The organism is Streptomyces sp. NPDC052042 (assembly GCF_044548345.1).
Taxonomy (GTDB): Bacteria; Actinomycetota; Actinomycetes; order Streptomycetales; family Streptomycetaceae; genus Streptomyces.
On record NZ_JBIUBU010000043.1, the window covers coordinates 1 to 18,985 of the forward strand.

Consider the following 18,985-nt stretch of genomic DNA (forward strand, 5'->3'; position numbering starts at 1 on the left):
ACCGCACTGATCGAGGTCCTGGAGCAGATGAAGGTGTTCTACGGCGGCGACCGGGTGGTGTTGGTCCGGGACGGGCTGTCCGCCCACTGGAGCCGTGCGATGCGGGCCTGGGTCGCCGAACAGGACTGGCTCACCCTGGAACGACTACCGGCCTACGCTCCCGAGCTGAACCCGGTGGAACTCCTGTGGTCATCGCTCAAGAAAAGCGAACTTGCCAACCTCGCAGGCGACCACCTCGCCGATGTCGCCGACGCCACCGAGCAAGGCATCCACCGCATCAACACCAACCCCCGACTTCCATGGTCATTCCTCGCCCATACCGGCCTGACCATCCACCCACCACACCTACCGAACTTACGAAAAGATCAGTAGGGCCTGTTGCGAAAGTGCTGGTCACAGCCACTCGTTGACAGTTGTGACCAGCACGGTCGCGTGACGGCGGACCGCGAGCCGACCCATACTGCCGTGCGGTCGGACCCGGCGACGGGAGACACTGGCGCGGTGAATCAGCTTCAGGAGATCGTGAGATTGGCCAGCGGTGTGCTGGGCGGGGATGTCTTCGGCGCCTATCTTCACGGGTCTTCCGTGCTCGGTGGCCTCAGGCCGGCCAGCGACGTGGACGTGCTCGTCGTCTCCCGGCGGTCGCTGGACGAGCGGGAGCGACGGGCGCTCCTCGGTGGCCTGCTCGAGATCTCCGGCTCCCGGAACAAGGTCCGCCCCGTCGAGCTCACGGTGGTCGTCCAGTCCGAGGTCCAGCCATGGCGATACCCTCCTACCTGCGACTTCCTGTACGGCGAATGGCTGCGCGCCGAGTACGAGGCCGGGGAGGTGCCCCGGCCGGAGCCGATGCCCGATCTGGCCCTGCTGATCACGGTGGCGCTGACCGGAGACCACCCTCTCACCGGCCCGCGGCCGACACAGGTTCTCGACGCCGTCCCGCACTCCGACCTGGTCCGGGCAAGCGTGGCGGGCATCCCCGACCTGCTCGACAACCTGGAGGGCGACACCCGCAACGTCCTACTGACCTTCGCACGCATCTGGACCACGCTCGCCACCGGCCAGATCAGGTCGAAGGAAGCTGCCGCCGACTGGGCCCTCGCCCAGCTCCCTCCCGAACATCGCCCTGTCCTGGAGCACGCCAGGCAGCTCTATCTCAACTGCCGCTACTCCGAAGAGAGCTGGAGCGAGGCGTTGCAGGCGCAGGTGCGTCCGCATACGGCCCGCGTGCTCGCCGAGATCGACCGATTGAGCCCCGGGAGCTAACGGACACAGGATCCGCTTCCTGAGGTCCTGATCACTGAAAGTGTTGCGACCGTGCTGGTCACAGCCACTCGTTGATAGCCGCGACCAGCACGGTCGCTTCATAGCGGACGGCGAGCTTGTCGTACCTCGTGGCCACGGCTCGGTGGCGCTTGAGGCGATTGATCCCGCACTCCACCGCGTGGCGCTCCTTGTAGTCGTCCTTGTCAAACTTGGGCGGGCGCCCGCCACGGGAACCGAACTTCTTGCGGTTGCGGACTTGGTCCGCCTTCTCCGGGATCGTGCAGCCGATCCCGCGTCTGCGCAGGTAGGCCCGGTTGGCGCGGAAGCCGTACGCCTTATCCGCACGGACCCTGTCAGGCTTGGTGCGCGGCCGGCCCGGACCCGTGCGAGGCACCCGGATGCCTCCAGGACCGGGACTGTAAAACGTTCGGCTCTGTCCCGTAATCGGTGGTAGCTCTGTGTCGTGATCATCGGAGGAGGATGCGATGCCGGAGCAGGGGGAACCCGGCTCGGCCATGCATCTGCCTCATGATCCGTTTGGTGCGAGTGTTGACTCCCTCGGTGCGGCCGTTGTGGAACGGGAGGGTGAGTCCGGCATCGACGGCGGCCCGGTCGAGTGCCAGGCCGTTGCTGAAGGAGTGCAGGTGGGGCAGGTCGACGGAGCGAGCTGACGTGATCCAGTCGGTGAGCTTGGCGTCGTTGCCCTCGGCCGGCGTCAGCAGTTGCGCGAACTCACGGATCAGGCGGGCAAGTTCGGTCATCTCGGGGCATGTCGTGGTGAGTTCCCGATTTAGTGCGGTGTCCTTGTAGCGCAGGCTCTCTGGGCGGCTGAGGAGGAGGCCGGTGAAGCGCTGTGGGGTCGTGACGGGTTTGTCGCCCTCGGCGCGGCCCTGGGTGATGTAGCGGACCAGGAGGTTGGCGCTGCCTGTGTAGCCGAGCTCTTTGATCTCGCGCAGGAGGTGGGTGACGGGCACCGCGGGCTCCTCGGCCCGACGTCGGCGCAGGTGGTCGCGGTAGGGATCGACCAGTGTGGGCTTGTAGCGGGGTGCGCGGCGATCGCCGGTGGGCTCTTTCATGCGGGCGTACCGCTTGACGATGTTCAGCGCGATGTCGAGGCGCCGCGCGCATTCGAGCAGCCCGACCCCCTGGTCGAGCAGGTCGTGGACCTGCTGCCAGCGCTCGCGGGTGGTCTGCTCGCGGACGCCCCCGGGCCGGGCGGGGTTCACGACGGTGGCCCAGCAGGCGGCGTGGGAGCGGACCTCGGCCAGGGCCTTCCCACACAGGTTGCTCCACAAATGCCACCTGTCGCTGACCTGCACCGCTTCGGGAAGTGCCTGGCGGATCGCCTCGCCGTAGGAGCCGGAGCCGTCGCGGCAGACGTACTCGATCCCTGGGTGCTCGCGCAGCCACGCGGCCAGGGTCTGGGTGGTGCGGTCGGGCAGAACGTCGATCCGCTCGCCGGTCTCGGCGTCGATGAGCACGGTCGCGTAGCGGTGCCGGCGCTTGAGGGCGAAGTCGTCGACGCCCAGCACGCGCGGGACACGCGGTGGTGGCGATGCCTGGCGCATGAGCACGCGCAGGGCGGTCGAGCGAGAGATGCAACAGGCCAGGACATGGGAGAGGTGGGCACCCGCCCGGCCCGATAGCTCCTTGACCACAGATCCGAGCTGGTCGGCCAGGCGGGTAGTGCGGCGCTGGTACCGCTCCACGACGCCGGGAACCTGCTCGCGGAACGTCTGTCGAGAGCAGCCGAGCACCGGGCACACCAGCCGCCGCAGCCTCGCCGAGACGATGACCCGCCGGCCGTCCACCGGCACGTCCGCCACCGTCCGACGGCGGAAGGCGTGCACCCGCTCAGTCGGCGTACCGCACACGGGACACGGCACTGGATCCTCCCGGGTCCGCGCGGTCACCCGAATTACGCCACACTCGTCCGTCACGCCTTCGACCACCAGCGCCGACAACCCTGAAAACACCACGCTCACAAGCTCGTTGAGATCGCACACATCACGCCAACGATGTCGGTCACCCCTGGTTACCACCGATTACGGAACAGAGCCGTTTGTTTGACAGACCCCACCCACGGGCGCGGCCGGGACCGAACAGCGAGTCGGGCTCAGCGATTTGGGCATGCGTCGGCGCGGGGGGATGGGCCGTACGGACCCGGGAGGCGAGTACGGAGGGGCTGTTGACGGAGACATCAGGAATCGGCCTGCGGTCAGGGCAGCGAGTGTGCCACGGTGAACGCATGACGTGGAACGGTGACGAGTATCAGGCCCGGTTCGACCGCATCGCCGCCGAGGGCGGGGACGTTCACGGTGAAGCCGCGCTGGTCCGCTCCTTCGAGCCTGCCACCGTCCTCGACGCGGGCTGTGGCACTGGCCGGGTGGCCATCGAGTTGGCCCGCCACGGGATCGCCGTCGTCGGCGTGGACGTCGACGAGTCGATGATCGAGACCGCCCGGCGCCTGGCGCCGGAGATCCGCTGGCACCAGCATGACCTGGTCGGCCTCGACCTGGGGTTGTTGTTCGATGTCGTGGTGATGGCGGGCAACGTTCCGCTGTTCACTCCGCCGGGAACGGAACCGGCCCTGGTGGCCGGGGTGGCAGGCCACGTCCGTCCGTACGGTCGCCTCGTCGCGGGGTTCTCCCTGGACCGCGGATACACGCTGGACGACTACGACACCCACTGTCGGGCGGCGGGACTCACGCTTGAAGCCAGATACGCGACCTGGTCCCGAGCCCCTTACACCGACGGGGAGTACGCCGTTTCCGTGCACCGCAAGTCCTGACCTCCCGCAGCCGGGCCGCGTTCAGGGCAGTGCGTGCCGGAGGGCCTCGGCCAACTCCGCCGGGCAGTCGCGCAGCAGGTTGTGCCCTGCGGCGATCAGCACGGTCGTGTGACCACGCGTCGTCAGCGCCGACCATGCTGCGATGTCCTCTGCGGTGACGGTCTGGTCTTCCGCGCCGCGTATGGTGAGGATCGGCGACGCCACGGGGGTCCACTCCACTCTGATGAGGTGCTCGTGGGTTGCCCGGTAGTCCGCTCGCAGAGCCGGGGCCACCATCTCCAGGATGTCCGGGGCATCGAGCAGCTCGGCGGGCAGGTATCCGTCCGCGACGACTTGGGCGAAGAACTCGTCGTCCGGGAGGTCCCAGCACCCGGCGGCCGTGCGGACGGCTGTCCCTGGTGCCTGTTGCGCCGAGACCGCGAGCAGGATGGCCGTTTCCGGCTCCAGTGCGCGAGCCGTCTCGTACGCCAGTATCCCCCCTGACGAGTGGCCGTAGAGAATGATCTGCGCTCCGCCCGCGTGCGTGCGGATGGCGCAGGCCAGCCGCTTGGCCAGCGTTGGGAGATCAGCGATTGGCGGCTCGTCGAGCAGCGACTCCCTCCCGGGCAGGCGGATCGCCACCGGGTGGGAGTCCGGTGCCAGTGCCCGGCCCAGTGCCAGCACCGCGCTGACGCCCGCGCCCGCGTGCGGGAACAGATACGCCACCCGCCCCGGTCGCTCGGCGGGTACGAGGTCCACCAGCCAGTTCTCGTTCACCGAGACTCCTCCTGCTCCGCCGTGTCCAGGGCGGTGGCGAGGGAGCGGAGGTAGTCGCAGGCGGTGTCCAAGAGGCGTTCCGCCTGGTCCTTCTCACCTGCGTGCGCCAGCCGCAGCACCAATTCGTTCTCCTTCGTGTACGCGCTGAACTCCCAGTGGAATGGTCTGGGGTTGCCCGGGCCCCGATCCCCTCGATCCGGCAGTGGGACTTCCACGAGGCTGTCACCGTTCCGTCCTGCCGTACCTGCGAACACCGATCCGAGCCTGCCCAGGTAGTTCACGCTCACCCACGGGCGGTCCGTTCCCGTGAGCCGGGTACGGGCGGTGGTATCCGAGGTGCCGTAGCGCAACGGGCCGTGTTCAAGCCCGCGCGAACGAGCCGCCCGGGCGTTGTTGAGCACTATGCGCGGCTCGGCGTCCGGAGCGGCGTCGACCAGCACGGGAGCCAACGCGGTGAACCAGCCCACCGTCCGCGACGGGTCCGCACCGTTGACCACCTCATCGCGGCCGTGCAGTTCCATCACGACGCGGACTGCGCGGCATCCGAGCTCGGCGGCGACCGCGCCGGCTGCGGCCGCCAGCACAGCGTCGGCCGGGTGCGCGCCCAGCCCTCGCAGTCTGTCGAACAGAGGGGCAGCACCCGCGTCGTCGAGCGCGCGCTCGACGACGCGGGTGCTGCGCTCATACGTCATGGACGGCGGACCAGAGGCTGCGCCGGATGCGTCGTCCCACACGATGGGGGCGGCGCGACCGGAGAGGTCGTCGGCGTGCTCCTGGAGCGCCCGCGCCCACTCGTCGTAGGCGATGGGCACTGGAGGCAGTCGGACGGGATCTCCCGCGACACGGTGGGCACAGACCGTGCGCAGGTCGTCCAGCAGCACGCCCCACGACAGCACGTCCACCACGAGGTGGTGCGCGGTCAGGACCAGCAGCCGCCGGTCCGCCCCGTCCCGGATCAGCGTGGCGCGGAGCAGCGGGCCCGCTGCGATGTCGACACCCCGCCTGGCCTGGTCGATCGCGGTGGACACGGCCTCGTCGCCGGAAGCCGGCACGTCCTCGATCGCCACGGTCTGTGCTGTCGGGTCGATGACCTGCTCCCAGTCCGTTCCCCGCCTGCGAAAGCGATGGCGCAGCACGTCGTGGTGGTCGGCCACTGTGCGGACGGCGGCCAGCAGGGCCTCCGAGGACAGCGATCGCGGTACCTTCACCGCGACCGACTGGTTCCAGTGGCCCACGTCGGGCAATCCCAGCCCGAAGAACCAGCGTTGCACCGGAGTCAGTGGGATGGACCTGCGCCGCGCGAAACTCTTGCGCACCATGGCCGCTCCGGCGGCCGAGGTGGTGACCCGGGCCAGTGACCGGATGGTCGGGTGGGTGAACAGGTGTCGTCGAGTGACCTGCAATCCCCTTTCGGCAGCCTTCGTAGCGATCCGCACGGCCTGCACCGAGTCGCCGCCCAGCGCGTAGTAGTCGTCGTCCAGACCGACGTGCTCGACACCGAGGATCTCGCTCCAGATGCTCGCGAGTGCGGCCTCGACCTCGGTCATGTCCTGGGCGGGCTCGGGCGCCCCGGAGCCGGCGGCTGTCAGTGTCTGAAAGGCCCGCGAGGCCTTGCCGTCCGGCTTCATCGGCAATCTCGCCGCGCACAGCAGCTGTTCGGGCAACAGGTGGGCGGGTACCTCACGGCGCAGCATGTCCATCAGCTCGTTCTCGGACACGGTCCCGTCCGTCTCCACAACCGCGGTGGACCCGCCTGCTCCGTCTCCTGAAACCGTCGCCGCCCGTACGGCGGAATGAGCACGCAACACGCGCTCGACCCGTGCCGGAGCATGGTGGTAGCCGCGCTCGGAACGGATCTCCGCGACCCGGCCGAGGACCACCAGCCTCCCGTCCGGGAGGAACACGCCCGCGTCTCCTGTCCGCCGCACGTGGGCATCCGGTACCAGCGGGTGTCGAAGCGCGGGGGGCGCCGACTCCGCGCCGAGCGGTGCTGACGCCTCTTCAGCACCGACGCAGATCTCCCCGGGCACGCCGGTCGGGCAGGCGCGGCCCCACGGGTCCACCACGCACAGCAGCGAATCGGCCGAGGGTCTGCCCGCTGGCACGATGCCCGTTACCGGTTCCATGCCCTTTGTGGCGGAGCCAACGGTCACTTCCTCCTCGGACACCGCCAGTCCCCACTCGATGCCGCCGTAGACGTGCACGAGGCGACTGCCTGGGGCGTGGCGTCGCCACCGGTGGACGAGGTCCGAGCCGAGAGTCTCGCCGTTGACCACGAGCGTCCGCACCGAGGGCGTGCCGCCGTCTACGGCCAGGTGGGAGAGGAGAGCGGCCACCTCTGTGGGCGTGACCGAGGCCGAGGCGGCTGCCCGCCCGCGCGCCAACTCCGCCAGCCGGACGGCGGGGGCCAGGGGAACTGCGGCGTTCCCCGCCGCGAGGGTGGTGAGCAGGTCGACCGCGAGCCGGTCGGCCGTGCCGCGCGCGATCAGCACCTCACCCCGCTCGTCGTCGCGCACCGCGCCGGCGAGCGCCCGGTGTGCGAGCACCATCGGACGTCGGACTCCGGTGGTGCCGCTGGTGCGCACCACCAACGCGGGTGCCCGGAGACGGGTGGGGTGCCCGGGCGGGGGCACGGACGTATCGTCGACGCGGACCACGGGCGTGTCCGGGACATTCGCGGACCCTGTCATGTCCACCAGGGCCGACGCCCCCACCTCGGACAGCTCGGCAGGCACGGAGTCGTCCTCTCCGGTGATGGGAGCGCAGATCAGGCCCGCGCGCAGCACCCCCAGGCACGCGGAGGCCAGGTCGGTCGCCTGCTCGGCCAGCACGGCCACCACGGCGGAGGGACCGAGGCCGGCACACGCGACGAGCGCGGCCGCGACCAGGTCCGCGGCCCGGTCGACTTCACCGTAGGTCGCGGTGTGCGTGCCGTCGACGACCGCTGGAGCCGCAGGGGTTGATGCGGCCCACCGCCGCACGCGGTCAGTGACCGGCTCGTCGGGGCGCGCTCCAGCAGGCCTGCTCATGGGCAAGGCCAGAGCGGACAAAGCGCCCAACTCGGTGTCATCTGCGGCGAGCAGGGTGTCCACCAGGACCTCGAATCGAGCTGCCAGCCGTCTCACCGTGGCTCGGGTGAAGAGGTCCGCGTCGTACTCCCAGGTGATCGAGATCGAGTCGTCGCCCTCGACGACCACACCGGCCAGGTCGTAGACGGCTCCCGTACGGCGCAGCGCGACCGATTCCAGGGTCAGCGGCCCCAGGCGCACGTGCACCCCGTCGCGGTCGGCGGACAGCAGCTCGCCCACTTCGCTCAGTTCGGGGTCGTGCGCGGTGTTCTGCCCGAAGCCGACCTCCACCAGCGGAGCGCGGCTGCGGTCACGGGGGGCACCCACCGGTCCCAGCAGGTTCTCGAGGGTGACCCCGTTGTGTTCGAGCCCCGCCAGAAGAGTCTGGGTGACCGAGCTGAGCAGGGCCGAGAACGACTGCTCCGGTGACATCTGCACCCGGTGCACCACAGAGTTGGTGAAGTAGCCGAGCACGTCCGCGAATTCGGGACGTTCGCGGTTGGCTGTGCTCACCCCGACGGCACTGTCTTCGCGTCCGGTGTAGGCGTGCAGCAGCACGTGGAACACTGCGAGCAGCACGGCGAACGGGGTCGTCCCGGTGGCACGGGCGTGCGCGCGAATGGCGGCGACCTGCGTCGGTGACAGGTCCACACGCAGCGTCGAGCCGTGTTGCCTGCGTACCGCCGGCCGAGGCCGGTCGGTGGGGAGATCCGCGGGCGGGGGCGGGGGTGTCAGACGCCGCACCCAGTGCGCTAGGTCTTCGGCGCCGCGGGGTGTACTGGCCCGCGCGAGCGACCACGCCACGAAGTCGGCGTAGCCGTGTGCGGGTGCGGGCAGGTAGGCCTCGGCACTGCTGCTCTCCGCCGCGTAGAGCACCGCCAGTTCGCGCAGCATCACGATCACGGACCAGTAGTCCGTGATCAGGTGGTGCTGGGACACCACCATCACCGGGCCTGTGGGTGGTCCGGTGTAGAGCCGGACGCGCAGTGGTGGGCGCGCGGCCAGGTCGAAGGGCTCGAACGCCGAGCGGACCAGGTCCTCCCGGTGCGTGCGGTCCCAGCCCGGTGGCACCAGCACGATCCCGAAGTCCACCTCCGCCTCGGCGGCCACCTGTTGGACGGGGGTCCCGTCGCGCGGGGGGAAGGTGGTGCGCAGAGCCGGATGCCGGTGGGCCAGGGCCGTCCAGGCTCGTCGTAGTGCGTCCACGTCGCAGCCGCCTGCCAGGCGCGCGGCGAAGGCCACCACGTAGGCCGACCCGCCCAGGTCGAGCTGCTCGGCGTGCCACAGCGACATCTGGTTCGGTGAGAGCGGGAACCGGCCTTCGACCGGTCCGTGCGGAACCCGGTCGGCGTCGTCCTCGGGGCCGTTGAGCCGTTCGGCGAGTTCGTCGGCCAACTCCACCAGCGGCCGGGGGCCGAGGATGGTGGGCAGCGGCAGCCTCACCCCCAGTTCCCCGTGCACGACCACGCGCAGCCGCAGCGCGGCCAGCGAGTCCACGCCGACCTCCCGGAGCGGGGCACCAGGGTCCACCGCCGCAGGCGTCGCCCTCACCACTTCCGCGACCTTGCGGCGCAAGTGGTTTCTGACCTCGGTGTGGCGCTGGTCCGGAGGGAGCGCTGTCAGCCTCTCCCGTAACCCGGCTTCCGCCCCGCCTGGCTCGTTCGCGAGCAGGGCGGCGAGCGCCGCGCGGCGCACCTTACCCAACGGGGTGCGCGGCACCTCGACCACCATGCGCATCCGCTGAGGCACCGCGTGGGAGGGCAAGTGCCGTGCGCAGTGTGCGAGCACGTCGGCCGGCTCCACCTGTGTGCCGTCGCGCAGTCGCACCGCCGCCACCAGCAGGGCTACCCGGCCGGGCAGGGGAATGCCGGCCACCCCGGCGTCGGCGACCAGTGGGTGCTCTGCCAGCACCCGCTCGACCTCGACCGGGTTCACTTTGTGCCCGCCGGTGTCGATCAGCACACGGGAGCGTCCGACGACGGTCAGCCTGCCTTGTGCGTCCAGTCTGCCCAGGTCGCCCGTTCTGTGGTGGTCGCTCCCCGGGTCTTCGACCACGGCGCGGCCAGACACCACGATCTCGCCCGTCACGCCCGGTGGCAGGGGGGCTCCGCTCTCGTCGACCACCCGGATCCGTGTGCCCTCCAGGGGTGTGCCGACGGTGCCGGGAGAGGGCTCTTCGCCAACGTCCCAGCAGACGCTGCCCGCCTCCGTGCTCCCATAGGTCTGGCGCACGGGGAGGCCGAAGCGCGCCTCGAAGCGCTGTGCCACGGCCGGATCGAGAAAGTTGCTCCCGGACAGGCACAGGCGCACCGCACCGAGTTCGACCGGTGTGTCCGAGGGCAGGTCGGCCAGGGCGTCGAAGAGCTGAGGCACGGCGATCAGCAGTGTGACGCGGTGCCGGGCCAGTGCTTCCACCACGGCGTCGGCGGAGGACGCGCCCGCGCTTCGGTCCGGCAGCACCAACGTGGCACCGGAACGCACCGCCGCCAGCAGACAGCAGAACTGTCCGAGCGCGTGGAACAGCGGCACTGGGCAGAGCAGGACGTCATCGGCAGTGATGCCGGCCGTCGCGGTGATGTTGTCGGCCTCGGCGACCTGGTGGGCCTGGGTGCGGACGATGCGCTTGGGCTCGCCGGTGCTGCCGGAGGAGAGCGCGGTCACCCACGGACCGTTCGCCTGTGACGGTCGGCGCCGCGAGCCCGCTGGAGGCGCGGGGAGGGAGTCGTCCACGGTGAGGACGGGGCAGTCGGCAAGCACGGCCACGGGGTGTCCTGCGGTCGTGACCACCACGGCGGGGCGGCTGTCGGCCAGCCTCCGGCGCAGCGCCTCTTCCGGCTGGTCCGGATCGATGGCCTCCACCGTGCAGCCGGCCTCGGCCGTGGCGAAGTAGGCGATCGCGAACCCGGGCCGGTTGTCCAGTGCGAGCAGCACATGCGCGCCGGGGGAGGCGCCCAGGCCGGCCAGCGCCTCGGCGAACCGGGGCACGGCCGCCGTCAGTTCGCGGTAGGTCAACGACCGCTCGCCCTGGACGACGGCCGTCGCTCCGGGGTGGGCGGCCGCTGTGGTCGCGACCATGTCGAGCACGGTGCTTGCGCTCACTGGTTTTCCTCCGTCAGCCGCTTGGCCAGCTCAGCAGGGGTGGGGTGGACGAACACCTCGCGCGCGGTGACCCGGAGGCCCAGCCTCAGGCCGATCTCGGTCACCGCGGTCATCGCGCGCGCCGAGTCACCGCCGTGCAGGAAGAAGTCGGAGTGGACGGTGAGCCCGGTGACGCCCAGCACCCGTTCCCACACCTGCACCAGCGCCTGCGGGGTCAGTGCGGTGCGCGGGGGCCCTGACCGGGCGCGCAGCAGCGCCTTCCGGTCGACCTTGCCTGAAGGGGTCGTGGGAAGCCGGTCGACCATGTGCACCTCGGTGGGCACCATGTAGTCGGGCAGCAGCCCGCTCAGGTGGGTGCGGAGGTGGGCGGCGTCGGCGTCGCCGTGCCCCGGATGCCACTCCACAAAGCACACCAGCCGCTCCGCGCGGCCCGCGTCGTCCGTCGGAGCGGCCGCCGCCACTCGCCGAACCGCAGGATGAGTGGCAGCCGCGCTCTCCACCTCACCCAACTCGACCCGTTTCCCGAGCAGTTGTACCTGATCGTCGATGCGGCGGAGGAACTCCAGTTCGCCGGAGGGCAGTTCACGGACCAAGTCACCGGTCCGGAAGCAGCGCTCCCCGTTGACCTCGACGAACTTGCGTGCGGTCCGCTCGTCGTCGCCGAGGTAGCCGATTCCTACGGTCGGACCGCCCAGGTACAGCTCACCCGGGGTGCCCGGCGCGACCGTCTTCCCCCCGCGGGTGCGGACACTGGCCCTGATGTGCGGCAGCGGTGTCCCGATCGGCGGCAGGATGCTGCGGTCGGCCCACGCTGAGACGTCGCAGAACACCGCGCCGGCAACGGTCTCGGTCGGCCCGTACTCGTTGAGGACGCGGCTGGGGAAACCCCGCGGTGGGTAGGTGGCAAGGCGCTCGCCGCCGGTACGGATGAGCCATACGTCGCCCAGGTCCGCGCCGTCGAGGCGGAAGATCGACTCCAGCAGCAGCGGGGGGATGTAGGTCTGGGTGATCCGGTTGACGCGCAGCCAGTCCACGAGCGCGCGGGGCGACGAGCGGTCGGTGTCGGACGCGATGTGCACGGATGCGCCCGTGCTCAGGAAGGGCCAGAGCTCGTCGACGGTGACATCGAACCCAGGCGACCCGATCTGTGCCCCGCGTTCTTGCGGCGAGGCGCCGACCAGCCGGGCATACGCGGCTACGTAGACGTCCATCGCGGCACGGCTGATCAGGGTGCCCACAGGTGATCCCGTCGATCCCGAGGTGAACAGGCAGTAGGCCGGGTCCTCGGGCCGGGCGCCCGGATCGCGTGAAGAGGCGCCGCCCCAGGCCGGCAGCGCATCGGGCCGGACCGCAGGGACACCGCTGGCCTCGGCCAGCTCCTCGTCGTCGGTGACCAGCAGGGCCACCGACGCGCGGTCCAGCAGCAGGCGTAACCGGTCCGGTGGCTGGGCTTGGTCCAACGGTGTGAAGCAGGCGCCTGCGAGCAGTACGGCGAGTTCGAGCAAGAACAGCTCCGCGGTGCGGGGCAACACCAGCCCGACCCGATCCCCGGGGCGCACGCCGACATCGGCCAAGGCGCCCGCCGCGGCACGGGCACCGGAGTCGAGTTCGGCGTATGTCAACCGGGTGCCCTGGTGGTCGGTCAGCGCCACGGCGTCCGGAGTCCGGCGCACTTGGCGGGCCACGGCGTCCAGCAGGTCCATCGCTGCCTCTCTCTACGGGACCGGGCGCGCAGGGTGGTCATGGCGCGTTGCGCGTCCCGGAGACCGGGTGGTGTGCCTAGGCGGGATCAGGAACGGGTGCTCGTGGGCATTCTGCGCCCGACGTCGTACTCGTCGAACCACAGGGGGGTTTCGGCCGGGCGGAACGAGCCGTCCGGCGTGGCCTCGTACTGCCGGTAGCGACGTATCGCGGTGAGGTAGATGTGGACGGTCGCCGCCCAGTGGTGCCTCTCGTTGACCATCAGGTGCAGTTGCTTGTCGTCCTCGGGCAGAATCAGGGCGATCTGGCCGGGTGCGATGGTGAAATCACTGACCTCGGCGAGTTTGACGCATTCGCCCTTGTGCCGGGTGAGGAGATACTTGATCTCCCTTGTCTCCCCGGTGAGCGCGCTCACCGCACCGATCGTGTCGTCGTGGTCGTGTATCGGGCTCCCCTGCCCTGGACCCCAGAACACGAGGACGACCTGGTAAGCGTCCTCCGGGGAGTTCAGCAGCAGCCGCGTGTAGTTCCCGCTCGGGTGGTACTTCTCAGCGAAGCGCTGGTTCTCCACCGAGGCGGTGAACTCCGCGAGCGCACCGGAGAGCCGGTCGGTGATCTCCTGGCGAGTGAGCTCGTCGGCCCGGCACTTGGTCCGCGAGACTTCATGGATGAGTGTGGTGACGTCCATAGGTCACTTCCACTGTGTAGTCGTATGGCGAAGTGCGGGAGTACAGATGGTGTGCGGTGGCCGTGGCAGCGCACACCGGTCGGCGCTGGACGCTGGGGCGGCTCTGCCTGTCCATGCCGCGGCCGTGCGGGGCAGACCGCCGTGCGGGCGTTCACTACGAGATACGCCTGGTGGAAAGCAGGCTCGACGATGTGACGCGGTGCTATCGCGGAATCCCTGCGGCCCAGATGCGGTCGTTGACTCGTGCACGGCGAACTGACGCCGGACACCGGTGCTCGGTCTCCCGCCGAGGAGCGACGCGCGTCCGGATGGCGGTCCGGGCACGGTGCCCTGCGGCGGGACGAGCACGAAGGGATAGAGCTGGCCGTACGAGCGGGCGCTCACCGTAAAGTCTCCCGAACTCGTCGGCGGTGAGCGGAGGATTCTGGAGCCGGCGCGCCTGACGGGCGGCGCGAGATTTCTCCTTTCACGACTGCACCGGGGGCCGGTGGGAACCACCGGTGCACGTGGACGGTGGTGGCGGGGGCGGCCTCACCCCTGAGCGGACTGGCCCGCCGTGTCGTTGCGCGGCAGCACTCCGGAGGAGACCACCGCGTCGCGAAGCGGCCCGCACAGCGCGATGAGCCGCTCCGCACGTTCGGCACCCAGGGAGCGGTAGGGAGGAGCCGCGGCGGCGTCGGTCGCGGCCTCGATCTGGGAACGCAGTCGCGTGCCCGCCTCGGACAACCGTCCGGAGGCGTCCAGGATGCCCGATTCGGTGAGCGCGGCCACCTCCGCGTCCCAGTCCTGCTTGGACCAGTCGCGGTGCTCGCGCACCTGCTCTGCGCTGAAGAGGCTCTTCCCGGTGGCGGCCTCCGTGACCAGCGCAGCGATGGCGCCGACACCGTGACCGATCAGCGCAGCGATGTGGCCGTCGCCCCGGTGCTCGCGCAGCAGCGTGAGGGCATGCCACAGGACCAGGTGCGGTTCCCGGGGCCAGGGCAACTCGGCGTGCGCCGCGTACAGGGGCCGTCCCTCGGGGAAGCACGCCTCCGCAGCGGTCCTGGCGAGTTTGGCCGCCTCGACGACGTCCGGACTCCCCACCACATCCTCGCCGAGAACGTGGCGCAGCGCCCGGTCCACAGCGGACAGACGGGCCTCGATCACGCGCTCCGGCGAGGCCCGATCCCACGCCCTTGGCAGATGGCGGGCGATGAGAGCGGGGTTGAAGTTGTAGAACGCGGCTGCCACCACGGCAGACGATGCGCGACCGAGCGCGGCGGCGCGGCCGGCGAAGTACCCCATGTTCCCCGGCTCAAGTCCTGCGGACGTGAACTCCTGATCGACCTCAGGGGCGAAATAGCAGACCAGATGTACCGGGTCCCCCACCTGATGACATCGTGACGCAATTAATGGGATCGAATCACTGATCATGTTTGAATGCTAAGGCGGCCCGCCGAGGGGTGTCAATGGCTCCGATGAGAATCGGTATGGCGCGCTTAATGTGCGACCTAGTGGGTAACTCCAATCGGGCAACGGCTCGCTTTATGAGCGTGATTCAGCCACGCGATGAAGTCGTTCAATAATCCGGAAGCCGCACCCGCGCAAAGCGCTTGAGACGTAATACTCGACACCATTACCTCGCACTCCTTCATGGTGTTTGAGCTGCACAAATCCCAAAGTGGAGTGCTCTCTCGGCAAGGAAGTGGGGTTCAGTAGTGACTACTGAAATGGGCATGGAAGGCGATCTTTGCGACGTCGTCATCGTGGGTGCGCGATGTGCTGGCGCCCCGCTGGGAATGCTGCTCGCCGAGCGGGGCTATGCCGTGGAAATGGTTGACCGAAACCCTACGGGGGCCGACACGTTGTCCACTCACTGGATCAGATGGCCGGGCGTTCAGCAACTCCGTAAATGGGGCCTTCTCTCAGCACTGGAAAAAACGGGGTGCCCGCCCATCGTCAGAGCCTCGCTCGATTTCGAGGGCCGCGTGATAGCGGGCGGACCGCAGGCTGGAGGAGCGGAAGCCGTGACCTACGCACCCCGGCGGACCGAGCTGGACGCACTGCTGGTGGCCGAGGCCCGAGCCAAGGGTGCACGGTTACGGGAACGCTTCTCGGTCACCCATCTCATCGTCGTCGACGGCAGGGTCGCGGGGGTGCGGGGCGCCGGACCGGACGGGGCCGTCGGACTGCGCGCGCGGGTGGTCGTCGGGGCCGACGGCCGCAACTCGACGGTCGCGCGTCTGGCGAAGTCCCCAGTCGTGGAGGATAGGGGGATTCTCGCGCGCAGCCTGTACGGCTACTGGTCGGGTGTGGTGGAACCGGGGGTGCGCGTGGTGTTCCGCGGCAGGCGCGGCATCTCCCTGTGGCCGACGCACGACGGTCTCACCGTGGTGTCGCTGGTCTTCCCGCCCGAGGAGGCCCCCGGCCCGGGGCGGTCGGCGCTGACGGAGTTCTACGTGTCGTCGTTGCGAGAGGTCCCCGAGGTCGAACAGGCCTTGATGAACGGGGAGTTGGTGTCGCGGCCCCGATCTGCGGCCGTCCGCAACGCACGTAGGCACGCCCACGGCCCGGGGTGGGTCCTGGCCGGGGACGCCGGCCACCACAAGGACCCCGTCTCGGCACAAGGGATCTCCGATGCCTTCGCCGACGCCGGCGTGCTCGCCGACGCCCTCGACGCCGGACTCTCGGGCTCCGCCAGGCTCGATGAGGCGTTGGCCGGATATGCCGCAACCCGCGACGCGCAGCGGCTCGCGGCCTTCGCCTACACCTGCGAACAGGCCGAGTTGCGTCCCTTCGGCACCGACTTCCTGGACGACCTGACCCGGACTGCCGGCGACACGCAGGCCACCGAGGCGTTCCTGAAAACCTTCGTTGGTTGCGACGCGCCGTCGGACGCGGGCTGGCTCGGTGAGTCCCACTAGGGCCACGGGCCCTCCGTTTCGTCGTTCGGGGGCGTGGTCAGTGCGCGAGGCCCGGGGGAAGCCCCAGGAACAGGCCACCGCTGACCTCGATGAGCTGTCCGGTGACCCACCTCGCGTCATCCGAGGCAAGGAATGACACGACGTCGGCGACATCGGCGGGGGTGCCGATCCGGCCGAGCGCGGTCATGTCGATGATGACCTGCCTGATCTCCGGCTGCTCCCGCCGCTCCGCCGCGGTCAGGTCAGTGTCCACGGCGCCGGGGGCCACCGTGTTCACCGTAATGCCGCGTTCGCCCAGCAGGTGCGCCAGCGTCCGATTCATCGCCACCACCGCGGCCTTGGCCATCGTGTAGGCCACGTCCGCCACCGCGACCCGGATCGCCGCCGAGGAGACCGATACCACCCTGCCACCGTCGGCGAGCAGCGGCAGAGCACGCTGCACCAGGAAGAACGGTGCCCGGGCGTTCACCGCGAACAACCTGTCGAAGATCTCGGGCGTGGTGGCCTCGAAGAACGTCGTGCTGAAACCCGCGTTATTGACGAGCACGTCCAGGCGGTCCCGGCCGCCGTCGGCGAACCGAGAGGCCGTCTCGGCCAGCAGTTCGTTCACCCCGGCGACCGTTGAGAGGTCGGCGCCGACGGCGAACGCCTCTCCGCCACGCTCGCGGATGTGCCCCACGGTCTCCGCGGCGGCCTGCTCGTCGTGTCCGTAGTGGATGGCCACCCGCGCGCCGTTCGCGGCCAGCCGCTCGGCGATACCACGGCCGATGCCGCGCGAGGAACCGGTGACAAGTGCGGTGCGGCCTTTCAGGTCGGGCATGTTGCTCCCTGAGCTTGTCGGCCGGTCCGGGAGGACCGGGAAGGGCCGGTGGTGCTCCGCTGGTGCGGGCCGGAGAGGCGTGGCCGCCCGGTCATCGGGGCGGCCACGCCCCCCTCAAGGCGGGCCGCGCGGCACCGTCGGCGGGCCGGCCGGATCGACGGGCCCAATTCCCATCTGTCCTCCCTCTGCGGAAGCGGTCCGGCCTGCGTGCGTGGTGGGTTCTCTTCTCAGGAGCGCGCGGCGGGCTGCGGAGTGCGATCAGGCCAGGGAGACCAAGTCGGCGTACTCGTCACTCCAGAGATCCTCGTTCCCATCGGGAAGGATGAGGACCCGGTCGGGACGCAGCGCCTCCACCGCGCTGCGGTCGTGGGTGACCATGACGACCGCGCCCGGGTAGTCGCCCACGGCGGCAAGGACCTCGTCACGGGAGAGCGGGTCCAGGTTGTTCGTGGGTTCGTCGAGCAGCAGCACGTTCGCGCCGGAGTGGACGAGGCATGCGAGCGCCAGCCGGGTCTTCTCGCCGCCGGAGAGCACGCTGGTGGGCTTGTCGGCGTCGTCGCCCCGGAACAGGAACGCACCGAGCACCTGCCGCACCTCGCCGTCGGACAGCTCCGGGGCCGCAGACGACAGCGACTCGAACACCGTCGCCGCCGGATCGAGCGTATCGTGCTCCTGCGCGAAGTATCCCAGGCGCAGGGCGTGCCCCGGCACCACCCGTCCCCGGTCGGGTTGCTGTTCGCCCGCCAGGAGACGCAACAGCGTGGTCTTGCCGGCACCGTTGAGCCCCAGCACGACCAGCCGGCTCCCCCGGTCGACGGCCAGATCAATTCCGTCGAAAACCGTGTGCTCGCCGTAGGACTTGGCCAACCCGATGGCCGCCAGCGGGATACGCCCGGAGGGCTGCGGGGTGGGCAACCGCACCCGCGCCACGCGCTCGGCCCGGCGGGCCGGCTCCAACTCCCGCAGCATGGTGTCCGCGCGTCGAACCATGTTCCGCGCGGCCACCGCGGTGGCCACGTGCGAGCGCATCTTATCCGCCTGCGAGCGCAGCGCAGCCGCCTTGCGTTCGGCGTTGGCACGCTCCCTGGTCCGCCTGCGCTCGGCCGCTTCGCGGTCGGCCTGATAGCGCCTCCAGCCGGTGTTGTAGACGTCCATCGCGAGCCGGTCGGCGTCCAGGTGAAAGACCCGGTTGGCCACCGCGGCGACGAGATCGGTGTCGTGACTGATCATCAGCAGGCCGCCGGGGAAACCCGACAGGAAGTCCCGCAGCCAGGAAATGGAGTCGGCGTCAAGATGGTTGGTGGGCTCGTCGAGCAGCAGCGTGTCCTGCTCGGCGAAGAGGATTCTCGCCAGCTCGACACGTCGGCGCTGTCCGCCGGACAACTCGCCGAGCCGCTGCGTCAGTACCCGGTCGGGCAGTCCGACGCCTGAGGTCACCTGTGCGGCCACGGCCTCGGCCGCATAGCCCCCGCGGACGTCGAACTCGTCCTGCGCCCTGGTGTAGGCGCGCATGGCACGGTCCCGCTCGGCCTCGGACGGGGCTTCGGCCATGGCGGTCTCGGCGGCGCGCAGCGCGGCGGTGACGAGGTCGAGGCCGCGTGCGGCCAGGACCCGGTCGGTAACCGTCTGGTCCTGGTCGGCTCCGCGCGGGTCCTGGGCAAGGTATCCGACTGGGCCCGTTGACTGGATGGCCCCGGCGGCGGGCCGCAGTTCGCCCGCCATCGTGCGCATCAGCGTCGTCTTGCCCGCCCCGTTGCGCCCGACGAGGGCCACCCGGTCACCGGGGGCGATATGGAAGTTGACATCCGACAGCAGCAGACGCGCGCTGACGCGCACATCGAGATTACGTACGGTAATCAATGAATGCTCTCCGTGAGTTCCTGACGGCAGACCTGT

Annotated in this window: 12 protein-coding genes and 1 pseudogene; 4 read left to right on the top strand and 9 right to left on the bottom strand. The window is 70.0% G+C overall.

Translation table 11 applies throughout. The annotated features are described in order from the left end of the window. Window positions 1-372 (top strand): transposase (locus tag ACIHCL_RS34920; protein ID WP_399868392.1); only part of this gene is annotated, 372 nt, incomplete at its 5' end. 129 nt (window positions 373-501) lie between these two features. Then, window positions 502-1,263 carry an aminoglycoside adenylyltransferase family protein gene (locus ACIHCL_RS34925; RefSeq protein ID WP_399868394.1) on the top strand — a complete coding sequence of 254 codons (762 nt, stop codon included), beginning with the start codon at window positions 502-504 and terminating at the stop codon, window positions 1,261-1,263. Between the two features lie 58 nt (window positions 1,264-1,321). Here ACIHCL_RS34925 and ACIHCL_RS34930 read toward each other — a convergent pair. Further along, window positions 1,322-1,663: pseudogene (locus tag ACIHCL_RS34930) on the bottom strand (transposase); the annotation flags it as partial. A gap of 67 nt (window positions 1,664-1,730) precedes the next feature. Then, window positions 1,731-3,239, bottom strand: a complete 1,509-nt coding sequence (locus ACIHCL_RS34935; RefSeq protein ID WP_399868428.1) for an ISL3 family transposase — start codon at window positions 3,237-3,239, stop codon at window positions 1,731-1,733. Window positions 3,240-3,511: 272 nt separating this feature from the next. Here ACIHCL_RS34935 and ACIHCL_RS34940 point away from each other — a divergent pair, with 272 nt between their 5' ends. Beyond that, window positions 3,512-4,054 (top strand): class I SAM-dependent DNA methyltransferase, encoded by a 543-nt coding sequence (locus ACIHCL_RS34940; RefSeq protein ID WP_399868395.1) that lies wholly within the window; start codon window positions 3,512-3,514, stop codon window positions 4,052-4,054. Between the two features lie 21 nt (window positions 4,055-4,075). Here the strand turns inward: ACIHCL_RS34940 and ACIHCL_RS34945 are convergent, their stop codons facing one another. From ACIHCL_RS34945 to ACIHCL_RS34965, 5 genes are all read right to left on the bottom strand, one after another. Then, entirely contained in the window at window positions 4,076-4,810 is a 735-nt protein-coding gene (locus tag ACIHCL_RS34945) for a thioesterase II family protein (RefSeq protein ID WP_399868396.1), read from the bottom strand. After that, window positions 4,807-10,977 (bottom strand): condensation domain-containing protein, encoded by a 6,171-nt coding sequence (locus ACIHCL_RS34950; RefSeq protein WP_399868397.1) that lies wholly within the window; start codon window positions 10,975-10,977, stop codon window positions 4,807-4,809. Before ACIHCL_RS34950 ends, ACIHCL_RS34945 begins: the two co-directional genes overlap by 4 nt. Further along, window positions 10,974-12,680 (bottom strand): non-ribosomal peptide synthetase, encoded by a 1,707-nt coding sequence (locus ACIHCL_RS34955; protein WP_399868399.1) that lies wholly within the window; start codon window positions 12,678-12,680, stop codon window positions 10,974-10,976. The genes ACIHCL_RS34950 and ACIHCL_RS34955 overlap by 4 nt, the downstream gene beginning before the upstream one ends. 86 nt (window positions 12,681-12,766) lie before the next feature. Beyond that, entirely contained in the window at window positions 12,767-13,366 is a 600-nt protein-coding gene (locus tag ACIHCL_RS34960; protein ID WP_399868401.1) for a cysteine dioxygenase, read from the bottom strand. Window positions 13,367-13,897: 531 nt separating this feature from the next. Then, window positions 13,898-14,779 (bottom strand): hypothetical protein, encoded by an 882-nt coding sequence (locus ACIHCL_RS34965; RefSeq protein WP_399868403.1) that lies wholly within the window; start codon window positions 14,777-14,779, stop codon window positions 13,898-13,900. A 302-nt stretch (window positions 14,780-15,081) separates the two neighbouring features. Between ACIHCL_RS34965 and ACIHCL_RS34970 the strand changes: the two genes are divergently transcribed. Beyond that, a complete protein-coding gene (locus ACIHCL_RS34970) occupies window positions 15,082-16,269 on the top strand; it encodes an NAD(P)/FAD-dependent oxidoreductase (protein WP_399868430.1) in 1,188 nt (395 codons plus the stop codon). A 37-nt stretch (window positions 16,270-16,306) separates the two neighbouring features. On the opposite strand, the gene ACIHCL_RS34975 is transcribed toward ACIHCL_RS34970, so the two are convergent. Together ACIHCL_RS34975 and ACIHCL_RS34980 are read right to left on the bottom strand one after the other, a co-directional pair. Beyond that, the gene (locus tag ACIHCL_RS34975; RefSeq protein ID WP_399868405.1) at window positions 16,307-17,089 is read right to left on the bottom strand and encodes an SDR family NAD(P)-dependent oxidoreductase; all 783 of its coding nucleotides are present in this window, start codon (window positions 17,087-17,089) and stop codon (window positions 16,307-16,309) included. Window positions 17,090-17,347: 258 nt separating this feature from the next. Then, complete coding sequence (locus ACIHCL_RS34980) at window positions 17,348-18,949, bottom strand: ABC-F family ATP-binding cassette domain-containing protein (protein ID WP_399868407.1); 1,602 nt, start codon at window positions 18,947-18,949, stop codon at window positions 17,348-17,350. Between the last annotated feature and the right edge of the window lie 36 nt (window positions 18,950-18,985).